The sequence below is a fragment of the Sphingobacterium haloxyli genome (assembly GCF_002980525.1).
GTDB classification, from domain to species: Bacteria; Bacteroidota; Bacteroidia; order Sphingobacteriales; family Sphingobacteriaceae; genus Sphingobacterium; species Sphingobacterium haloxyli.
In genome coordinates, this window is sequence record NZ_PVBQ01000008.1 from 83,453 (window position 1) to 94,898 (window position 11,446).

General features: G+C 44.6%; 7 protein-coding genes. 1 reads left to right on the forward strand and 6 read right to left on the reverse strand.

Going from position 1 to position 11,446, the window contains the following annotated elements; translation table 11 throughout:
• Window positions 1-7: 7 nt before the first annotated feature.
• Complete coding sequence (clpB, locus tag C5745_RS11805; RefSeq protein ID WP_105717213.1) at window positions 8-2,611, forward strand: ATP-dependent chaperone ClpB; 2,604 nt, start codon at window positions 8-10, stop codon at window positions 2,609-2,611.
• Between the two features lie 13 nt (window positions 2,612-2,624).
• Here the strand turns inward: clpB and C5745_RS11810 are convergent, their stop codons facing one another.
• Genes C5745_RS11810 through C5745_RS11835 form a run of 6 tightly spaced genes read right to left on the reverse strand, consistent with a single transcriptional unit; the run spans window position 2,625 to window position 11,440 of the window.
• Window positions 2,625-3,965, reverse strand: a complete 1,341-nt coding sequence (locus C5745_RS11810; protein ID WP_105717214.1) for an MFS transporter — start codon at window positions 3,963-3,965, stop codon at window positions 2,625-2,627.
• A gap of 9 nt (window positions 3,966-3,974) precedes the next feature.
• On the reverse strand, window positions 3,975-6,263 hold the full coding sequence (locus tag C5745_RS11815; protein WP_105717215.1) for a family 65 glycosyl hydrolase domain-containing protein: 2,289 nt from the start codon (window positions 6,261-6,263) through the stop codon (window positions 3,975-3,977).
• 8 nt (window positions 6,264-6,271) lie between these two features.
• A complete protein-coding gene (pgmB, locus tag C5745_RS11820; RefSeq protein WP_105717216.1) occupies window positions 6,272-6,931 on the reverse strand; it encodes a beta-phosphoglucomutase in 660 nt (219 codons plus the stop codon).
• 3 nt (window positions 6,932-6,934) lie between these two features.
• Complete coding sequence (locus C5745_RS11825; protein WP_243403330.1) at window positions 6,935-8,788, reverse strand: glycoside hydrolase family 13 protein; 1,854 nt, start codon at window positions 8,786-8,788, stop codon at window positions 6,935-6,937.
• Between the two features lie 6 nt (window positions 8,789-8,794).
• Window positions 8,795-9,829, reverse strand: coding sequence for a SusE domain-containing protein (locus C5745_RS11830; protein ID WP_105717218.1), 1,035 nt, complete (start codon window positions 9,827-9,829; stop codon window positions 8,795-8,797).
• A 27-nt stretch (window positions 9,830-9,856) separates the two neighbouring features.
• Window positions 9,857-11,440, reverse strand: coding sequence for a RagB/SusD family nutrient uptake outer membrane protein (locus C5745_RS11835; RefSeq protein WP_105717219.1), 1,584 nt, complete (start codon window positions 11,438-11,440; stop codon window positions 9,857-9,859).
• Window positions 11,441-11,446: the final 6 nt, after the last annotated feature.

Consider the following 11,446-nt stretch of genomic DNA (forward strand, 5'->3'; position numbering starts at 1 on the left):
TCACTATATGAACTTTAACAACTATACAATCAAAGCACAGGAAGCCATACAAAAAGCTTCCGAAATGGCTGTAGGCAATCAGCAGCAAGCGATTGAAGCTCCACATATATTGAAGGCACTCCTAACCGTTGATGAACACGTCATCGGGCATTTACTAAAGAAGTTAAATGTAAATATTAACTATCTGGAAACCGAAGTCGATAAACAAATTGCTTCTCTTCCTAAGGTAAGTGGTAGCAACGTATACCTAAGTAACACAACAGCTTCGGCGTTGCAAAAGGCACAAAGCTATTTAAAGGAATTTAATGACGAATTTGTTTCTATTGAACATATTCTCTTGGGACTTCTTTCCTCGGGTGATAAAACTGCTTCCTTTCTGAAGGATCAGGGTGTAAACGAGAAAGATCTCAAATTAGCTATTAAAGAGCTTCGAGGAAATAACCGCGTAACCGATCAAAATGCAGAAGCAACGTACAATGCCCTTGGAAAATACGCCCGTAACCTCAACGATTTTGCGGAGTCTGGGAAATTGGATCCGGTTATCGGTCGGGACGAAGAAATTCGGCGCGTGATGCAGATTCTATCACGTCGTACGAAGAACAATCCGATTTTGGTTGGTGAGCCGGGTGTCGGCAAAACAGCTATTGCAGAAGGTATTGCACACCGAATTATCAAAGGTGATGCGCCAGAGAATCTAAAATCCAAAACGGTGTTTTCTCTAGATATGGGAGCGCTTATCGCCGGTGCTAAATACAAAGGCGAGTTCGAAGAGCGTTTGAAAGCTGTGGTGAAAGAAGTGTCGGACAGTGCCGGTGAGATTATCCTATTTATCGATGAAATCCACACCTTGGTTGGCGCCGGTGGCGGCGAAGGCGCTATGGATGCTGCAAACATTCTAAAACCTGCTTTAGCTCGCGGCGAGCTTCGGGCGATTGGTGCAACAACCCTGAATGAATATCAGAAATACTTTGAAAAGGATAAAGCTCTGGAGCGCCGATTCCAAAAGGTCATGGTCAACGAGCCGGATACACAGGATGCTATTTCTATCCTTCGTGGCTTAAAAGAGCGATATGAGACACATCATAAAGTCCGTATCCTGGATGAATCTATTATAGCGGCAGTGGAATTATCACAACGCTATATCACCGATCGGTTCTTGCCCGATAAGGCAATCGATTTAATAGACGAAGCCGCATCTAAACTACGTTTGGAGATGGACTCCGTGCCAGAGGCAGTGGATGAACTGGAAAGACGCATCATGCAATTGGAAATAGAACGCGAAGCGATTAAACGCGAACGTGACGAGAAGAAAGTGAAAGAGCTTTCTGAAACCATCGCCAATCTTTCCAACGAACGGGATTCATTAAAAGCATCCTGGCAATCGGAGAAGGGCCTGGTCGATAGGGTCAATCAAGAAATTCAAAATATCGAAGATTACAAGCTGGAAGCAGATCAAGCGGAGCGTGCTGGCGATTATGGCAAGGTAGCGGAATTACGGTACGGAAAAATCAAAGAAGCACAGGATAACGTTGAAAAACTCAAAGCCGAACTAGCGGAGAAGCAACTAGATAGTCGTATGCTTAAGGAGGAAGTTACTTCGGAGGATATCGCGGATGTTGTATCTCGTTGGACCGGTATCCCAGTAAGTAAGATGGTACAGTCTGAACGGGAAAAATTGCTTAATCTGGAAGAAGAATTGCACAAACGTGTTGCCGGACAGGAAGAAGCAATTGAAGCAATTGCCGACGCCATCCGTCGCTCAAGAGCGGGGCTGAGCGATGCGAAACGTCCTATAGGTTCTTTCATCTTCCTAGGTACTACCGGGGTAGGTAAAACAGAGCTTGCCAAAGCATTGGCCGAGTTCTTGTTTGATGATGAACAGGCCATGGTACGGATAGATATGTCGGAATACCAGGAGCGCCATGCGGTATCCAGATTAATCGGCGCTCCTCCGGGATACGTCGGTTACGAAGAAGGCGGACAACTGACAGAAGCCGTTCGTCGTCGACCTTACTCGGTCGTGTTGTTGGATGAGATCGAGAAAGCCCATCCGGATGTATTCAATATTTTATTGCAAGTATTGGATGACGGACATTTGACAGATAACAAAGGGCGCGTGGTCAATTTTAAGAATACGATTATCATCATGACGTCGAACACCGGATCGCATATCATTCAGGAGAATTTCTCCAAATTGGATGACAGCAACCGTGACGAGGTGATTGCAAAAACCAAGGACGATGTATTTGAACTCTTACAGAAGTCTATCAGACCGGAGTTTCTGAACCGTATTGATGAAGTGATCATGTTTACACCGTTGAGCCGGGATGAAATTGGCGACATTGTGCGCATGCAGTTTCAGAAGATACAGAAGCAACTCGCGGAACAGAATATATTCTTATCTGCCAGTGAAGACGCACTTGACTGGCTAGGTCAATTGGGCTATGATCCGGTATACGGTGCGAGACCGTTAAAGCGGGTTATCCAAAAACGGGTTCTCAATGAGCTCTCGAAGGAAATCCTATCGGGTAAAGTTTCAAGGGATTCCGTTATCCAACTGGATGTATTCGACGGTAAATTTGTGTTTATGAATAAAAGAAACGGGGAGTAATATTCCCCGTTTTTTATTCCTTAATCCGCCAGACCGAAATAGCGCCTAGCAACATAAACATCCCTCCTAACATGATCCCATATATTGGCTGGCTATCAAAAAAATATTTAATAATCATTCCCCCGAAAAATCCGCATACGATTTGTGGGAAGGTGATAAAGAAATTGAAGATCCCCATATATACCCCCATTTTGCGCACAGGCAGGCTGTCACTTAAGATCGCATAAGGCATGGAGAGAATGCTCCCCCATGCAATACCAACCCCTAACATCGTTAACAGCAAGATATTCGGCGAGGAAATGAAGAGTATCGAAATCAAAGAGACTCCGCCAATTATCAACCCGATCGCATGTACCTTTGTTCGCCCAAAACGATTCGCCAGACGCGGCAGGAACATGGCGTACACTGCGGATACACCATTGTATACGCCAAAAAGCACGCCTACCCAATTGCCGGCTTGTGCGTAAAGACGACTACGTTCTCCATCCATCTTATAAAACACATGTTCCGCAATAGCGGGGGTCATGTATACCCACATCATGAAAAGCGCGAACCAAGAGAAAAACTGAACCCATCCAAGCTTTTTCATGGTTCGCGGCATCCGTTTAAAATCCTGCAAAATAGCGCCCAGACTATGATCAGCTGAAGATTGAGGTTCCGCTTCGGTCTCCTCCTCCCCTACAAAAGACTGTAGTTCTTTCGGCGTATATTCCTTTGTGGTGAAGACGGTCCACAGAATAGTCGCGATCAATACGAAGGCGCCGAAATAAAAAGAATAAATCACATTTTGAGGAACAACGCCGCCTCCCCCTTCAGCAGGGACATGTAGGTATTCTGCAAACACATATGGCAACCAAGAACCCACAACCGCCCCCAATCCAATCAAAACCGTCTGAACAGAAAAGCCCAAGCTTCGTTGGCCACTGGGAAGATTATCCCCTACAAGCGCCCGAAACGGCTCCATGGTTACATTGATAGACGCATCCATCAGCATCAGCATACCGGCACCAATCAATAATGGTGGAAGTATCGTGGTAAACAAGGCTATATTGGGCATAAATACTAATGCAATCGCCGTCAATATAGCACCAACCAAAAAGAACGGCCGTCTACGTCCCATCTTTGTCCACGTGCTGTCGCTATAGTGCCCAATAATCGGTTGTACAATCATACCTGTAATCGGCGCGGCAAGCCAAAATAACGACAAATGTTCTACATCAGCGCCGAATGTCTGGAGGATACGGGAAGCGTTGCCATTTTGCAATGCGAAGCCCATTTGGATGCCCAAAAAGCCCATGCTCATATTGATGATTTGAGTCGTGGATAAGTTGGGTTTAACGCGTATGTTGTTCATGTCTAAGCTTTAAGACTTCAATTCAGGTTCAACCAAGAGCTGTTCTCCGTTAAATATAATACTAATTTTAGTATTTGACAGGTTTTTAACCTCCACATCCTCTTGTTTCACCTTAATAAACAATTTCGCTCCCCGAAACTGTACATGAAAGGCATAGCTTTGCCAGTTTTTTGGAATAAAGGTCCGGAAGTGTAATTTACCGTGACGTACACGCATACCTGCAAACCCCTCCACAATGGCAAGCCATGTACCCGCCATGGAAGTGACATGCAATCCGTCGTCGGTATCGTTGTTATAATCGTCTAAGTCTAATCGTGCTGTGCGAAGATAGAATTCATACGCTTTATCTTCCTTGCCCAATTTGGCGGCGAGAATAGCATGCACACAAGGTGAAAGCGAACTTTCATGCACAGTTAACGGTTCATAAAAATCGTAATTTCGGCGAATGGTTTCTTCGTCGAACTCATCCTCAAAGAAATACAGGCCTTGCAACACATCTGCTTGTTTGATATAACAAGAGCGTAATATCCTATCCCAACTCCAGTGTTGATTTAACGGACGCACTTCTGCAGGAAGATCCGTAGTCGGAATCAACTCCTTGTCCAAGAAACCATCTTGCTGTAAAAATACACCCCGTTCGTTATCTTCAGGGAAATACATATTGTCCACAATACGTAGCCATAATGCACTTTCCTTTTCTTTAAATTGCAACTTAGACAGCAAAGCATACAAACGATCCTCCTGTTGTGTTTGCTGCTGCGCAATGACATCCAACGTATAACGTAAGCACCATACGGCGATTCTATTCGTATACCAGTTATTGTTTACATTATTCTCATATTCATTGGGACCTGTTACCCCAAGCATCACATAGCGTTGTTTCTGCTCGCTCCAATTGACACGTTGTGCCCAAAAACGGCTGATCCCAATCAAGACTTCCAAACCATGGGTTGTGAGATACGCGCTATCATTCGTGTAACGGATATAATTATAAATCGCATAAGCGATGGCACCGTTTCGATGGATTTCTTCGAATGTAATTTCCCACTCATTGTGACATTCTTCACCGTTGACGGTAACCATCGGGTATAATGCCGCCCCATTGTTGAAACCCAGTTTACCCGCATTTTCAATGGCCTTTTCTAAATGCTGATAACGGTAGAGCAACAGATTTCGGGCTATGCTGGGTTGTTGCGTCGCCAAATAAAAAGGCAAACAATATGCTTCCGTATCCCAGTAAGTTACCCCACCATATTTTTCTCCGGTGAAACCTTTCGGCCCAATGTTCAGTCTTGCGTCTTCGCCCGTGTACGTTTGATTTAACTGAAAAATATTAAACCGGATAGCTTGTTGTGCAGCGATATCTCCTTCGATTTGTATATCACTTTCTTCCCAGATACGTGCCCAGGCAGCTGTTTGCAATTGTATCAATTCAATATAGCTTTTGGAGGCGATTTGTTTCAGGCTATTTTGCGCCGCTTCCGTTAGCTTATCCAAAGGATGATTGAGGGAACTGACTATCGCTATATATTTTTCAATGCGGATGGATTCCCCAGCTTTCAAATGTGCACTTAGCTCCTCGCCCACATAAAGCGTTTCTTTTCGTTTACTCCCCGACGATTGAGCTACACCGCCAACATAAAAAACATTTCGTAAACGCGCTTCTACACGGAATTTCGTCTTCTTAGTCTCGGTTACCAACACAAGATCATCTTGAATATCTTCAGCAATAGGTACCCAAAAACGCTCATCGTAATTGCTATCCCGATTAATGACGTCACCATTTAAATAAGAGCAGATAGATACCGCCGCATCTCTGTTAACGACACGTAGCGTGTATTGCAAGGATGCAGTATCTGATTGAAACAGATGATACATCCGTTTAGCTGTCACTTCTACTACAGCACCGCATGGCATCTTTGCCATAAACGTACGATAGAGTACGCCAGCTTTCATATCCAAACGGCGTTCGAAACCCGATATTTCGCATTGTGCTAGATCTAAGAGCACACCGTCGATACGAATATCGAGTCCAATCCACTGCACGGCATTGATGACTTTCGCAAAGTAGTCCGGATAGCCATTTTTCCACCAACCTACTCTCGTTTTATCGGGATAGTAAACACCGGCCAAATAAGAGCCCTGCATTGTCTTTCCGGAGTATGTTTCTTCGAAATTTGCCCGCTGTCCCATCCTTCCGTTGCCAATGGAAAATATACTTTCCGAAAATTCATTGTGTTCTGCTCTAAATTGATCTTCAATAATATGCCAAGGATCGTGTATGATGTAATTCTTCATGTTCTCTGTTAATATTCACTTAACCGTATTTCGGACAAATTCTCCACGCGTGCATCGTAGTTTGCTAATGCAGATGAGGCGTCTACTGCTATTACTCGCATATTGGCCGCTCTCGCGGCTTCAATACCAGCCTGTGCATCTTCAAGCACTACGCAGGCGGTAGGCGATGTGCCTACCGATGCGGCCGCTTTCAAAAAGACTTCGGGATCCGGTTTCGAACGAATCACTGCATTCCCATCTATGATAGCATCAAAATAGTGCAGGATACCGGTTTTCTCTAGGATCCGAACAGCATTTTTACTCGCCGAACCTAATGCTATCTTTTTTCCGGTAGTTTTTAAATAGATGAGCAGTTTAGTTGTGCCGGGAAGCACATCTCCGTCTTTCATGTTCTCCACTAGTTCCAAATACCAGGTGTTTTTTAGCATCGCCAGTTGTTCTTTCTCTTCGGCCGATACGTTCTTATTTGCCCATTTTAAGATCAGATTCAGTGAATCCACACGGCTCACACCTTTTAATTGCTCATTTTCTGCTTCGGTGAAATCAAAATCAAGCTGTTTTGCCAATCGCTTCCAAGCTTGATAATGAAATACAGCGGTGTCCACCAACACCCCATCTAGATCAAATATTACGGTGGTTGCCTCGTCTATTATTCTCCTCGCGTTCATTCGTTATTTTAGTTCAAATACCAATGTTTGTTTGCTTTTTAGCGCAACGCTTTCCGGTAAGCCAAACGATTCATCTGTTAAAATATTCCTCATCTGGCGCGACTGCCCGATGCCTTGATCAAAACGTGCTAACGTGACATGCTGTTCCTCATCACTACAGTTCATCACGACCATTACTTTTTCTTTTTCGTTGTAGCGGAAATATACATATACATCATTTTGCGGTACATAATGTAACAACTTGCCATCCTGTAACGCAGGGGTCTGTTTTCTATATCGCGCCAATGTGCGTACATGGTTAAACATGTCGTTTTCAGCTTCTGTACGCCCTTGGGAAGTGAACTTATTTATTTCATCTCCGGGAAAACCACCTTTAAAGTCATCCCTAACCAAACCATCCGGCCGGCTAAAGTTTTTCATTAATATTTCTGCACCATAGTACATTTGCGGAATACCTCGGTAGGTTAATAACCAGCTAAAAGCGCTTTTGTATTTTTCGATGTCCTCGCCTACCGTTGAAAAGAAACGATCTTTATCATGGTTATCGAGGAAAATCACATTTGCCAAAGGGTTCGGATAAAGATAATCGCCACTTACGGTGTTATATAGTTTGTTGGCACCATCTTTTTCCAGATTAAGTGCATCTCCAATAGCGTAGTTTAACTGGAAATCCGTTACACCCTCCAGTTTCGTATCTACATCCTGCCCTACTTTTTGACCGCCTAAGAAATACGCTTGGTTGGGAACAGCGTGCACCCATGTTTCCCCAAAAAACGAGAAATTCGGGAATTCTGCACGGATTGCATCTGTCCACTGCCCCATAAAAGCTAAATCATTGTAGGGGTACGTATCGATACGAAAACCGTCCACGCCCGCTTCCTCAATCCACCAAATATGACTTTGTGTGATATATTTCTGCATCTTTTCGTTTTGATGGTTTAGATCGGGCATCGTTTCCACGAACCATCCTTTCTCCATCAGATCTTTGTCTGCCTGCGCTCCATACGGATCAAACATGGTCTGGTCCTTATAAGTCGTTTGCGTGAATGTATCCCACTCATGTAGCCAATCGGAAGATGGACGATCAATTACCGTCCAGTGATATAGCCCAACATGGTTAGGTACGACATCGTGCACCAATTTCATGTTGCGCTTATGCAGCTCTTTTCCTAGTTCGCGGTATGTATCCACTGATCCGAATCGGGGATCTATTTCGTAATTTTCTGTATTAGCATAGCCGTGATAAGAATAGCCCGGCATATCGTTGGTCAAGACGGGGGTCATCCAAAGAGCCGTTACACCCAAATCCTCGAGATAATCCAAATTATTAATAATTCCTTGCAGATCGCCTCCGTGTCGGTAATACATGGAGTCCCGGTTTAATGCGGTTTCACGCAAGTCTTTTACAACATCATTGGTAGGGTCGCCATTGGCAAACCGATCGGGCATGATCAAATAGATAAGATCAGCCGCCGTCACACCTTGTGCTTTCACGAGATCCTTGTCCCGATTCTTCAACACATAATCGCGGGTTAACACTTTCTTTCCGTTCTTATATAGCTCTATAGGATACGCTCCAGATTGTGCGTTATTCAAAATTTTGACATCCAAGAAAAGGTAGTTCGAATTTTCTACCCGTTGCACCTGATTCAACTGGATACCCGTTTTAGGTAATTTCACTTCACAATCGCCGATATCCGAACCGTACAATACGATTTGTAGTTCCGGATTGTGCATTCCTACCCACCAATGCAGGGGTTCTGCCCGTTGTATGGATTGACTTTGTGCAAAGGCAACCCATAACATCGAGCATATTAGAGTAATCGCTATTTTGATGTTGTTCGTACTTAAAACCATTTTATATTACTTTTTTGTAAGACTATATTTCAAATTTGCCAAATCAATGACGACATCATAAATCCCCGCTTGCGTTATGGCGATATCATTATCGTCTTTAGTATTTAAATTGCCGTTTGCACCACCATAGCTCGTACCCCAGTCGCGGTTTTTCCGGAATTTCATTGCGCCCACTTTCAGTTCTACGGTCGCTTTCCACAGCTGTGTATTATTTTCGTAGCGCATATCGGTGTCGTTATCCCATCCAGTAGCCGCGTCACCGACAATTCCCCAACTATGGTCTTTATAAGAAATGGTATTTTCGTTGGTATTTACGGTGAGCTCAAGGTTTCCTGCTCTGGGCGCCTTGATATTTCCCGATGCACTCAATGAAATTCTTCCCGCTCCATCGTCGCCATAGGAAACATCCCAACTGCGCGCAGGTGTTATCTTAAATTCGGAACCTGCTTCGGGGAAGTAAATAATACCAGTGTAGAGGCCGTTGCTTGTAGGCGACACCAAACTTTCGGCAGTTTCGATGGCCCAGTCGGCTCCCGGTGGAATAGCCTTTTGGTAAGCACCCGGCACATAGAGGTAGCTGATGGCTGCATAAGGCGTAACCGCCAACGACAACGTATTAGAGTAAAGCGGTGTAAACGACGTCGAGATCGTAGACTTTAAACGCAATTCCAGATCGGTAACTTCATCTACAGGTAACTCCATAGCGAGCAAGAGGGCATTCAGTTCAAGGGTATTAAAACTGTAACGATCATCGCCAGCTGAAAATGCGATCTCTTGAGCTCCTTCAAAATCCTGTCCTTTCAATCCAATTTGTAGCGCATTGATGATAGCGGCGTTAAAGCCGAAATCAGCGGATTCCCATTGTATCGTTAATGCTTCCTGATCCGCATTTTCTTTGGTGAGCACCACCGAAGATACCGAGGCTTGTAGCGACGCACCATCAGCCGGAACAGCCACCAGTTTGGTTTCATCTTTGCTGCAGGATACGCCCAGTAGCCCAAGAAGTACAGCAATACATGCAATTATATTAAACGTTCTCATTATTTCCTTATTTGAATAGATATTGTATTAATACCCCGTATTTTGTTCTAGATTTGGATTAGCGATTAGATCCGCCGCAGGTATAGGGAAAAGCGTCCGAAAGGATTCAACCGCGCGACCCGCCGCTTGCCCACCTTTAAATGGCCATAAATAACTACCACCCGTATACCGACCATAACGAATCAAATCTGTCCGGCGGAAGGCTTCCCAATACAGTTCTTTACTACGCTCGTCCAGCACAATATCTAGAGAGATGGTGTTCAGATTTCCTGAAGAGTTGCCATAAGCACGCGCTCTAAGGAGGTTAAGATAAGCCAAGGCCTGCGTATTGCTGCCGCCAGACCCTCCACGTAGTACTGCTTCCGCGTATATTAAGTACTGTTCGGCCAAACGGAATAATGGAAAATCGGTAGAAACAAAAGTACCATTGATCGATTTTCCATCTTGATTTGTGGAGGTTTTATTGCTGAACTTCGTCACAGCCAAGCCCTCTGTGAATACAGCCGGATCTTCAATATTCGGATTATTACCGAAAAACATCGCCCGCTTATCAGTATTTCCACTGACATCTTCAAAAGTGCCGGGTAAGGTGCTACGACTACGGTTACCGCCCCATCCCCCACCAGGGATACCGAAGTTTGCTGGCGTCATCGATCCGTGCACAGATGAGTTGATGATGAATGTTGTCCCACCGTTATTTTGCGTCTGTATGCCGTCATAAGCAATTGGAAGAATCATTTCTGGGTTATTCTGATCATTATCAGCCAAGAAGAGATGGCGATACTGCGTCATCAGACTATAACCGCCCTCCTCAATCACTTTAGAAGCATAAGCCACAGCCTCGGTATATTTGCCGCTGCCTTGTCCCAAATATACCTCGGCGTTGAGGTATAGACGAGCTAATAGGGCCCAAGCCGCCCCTTGATCAACACGTGCATACTCATTTTGCCGAGGAGCTGCCAATAATTCTTCAATAGCAAGCAATTCGCTCTCCACGTAAGCAAAAAGTTGAGCTCTGGTGATCTGATTAGGTGGCGTCACACCTATTTCGTTTTCCTCGGTTATAAAAGGCGGATTACCGTACAGATCCATTAACACCCAATACTGGTAGGCACGCAGGAATCTGGCTTCTGCACGGTATTGCCCTATAACTATCGCATCATTTCCCGCAATACCTCTTCCCGCCAGCTTTTCGTCGGTGCTTTCACGTAAAAACTCATTGATAACCGTTATATGGTAAATACTTCTTGTATAAAGCCCTCGGAGCATAATGTTGCTTGAATTCCATGTCTGGTAATTGAGGTCAGCTACCCCTGGGTCGCCTAACCATGCACAAATACCTTCATCCGTGGTCAGTTCCTGTGCATTCCAGTAAAGACGCAAAAAATCAGATGTTCCCGCATCAATTCCCCCTAAATCACTGTCTCCTGGGCCCGTTCCACTGGTCAGGGCAAAGCTACCATACACCTTTGCTAACGCATTTTTATATCCCTCCGGCGAGCCATAAGCCACATCCGCCGTAATATCATTTGTTGGCGCCAAGTCTAGATTCTGACTACAACTTGTCCAGATTAGCGCTACACTTATCCCTAAAAATATAGTACGTTTCATTTTTCT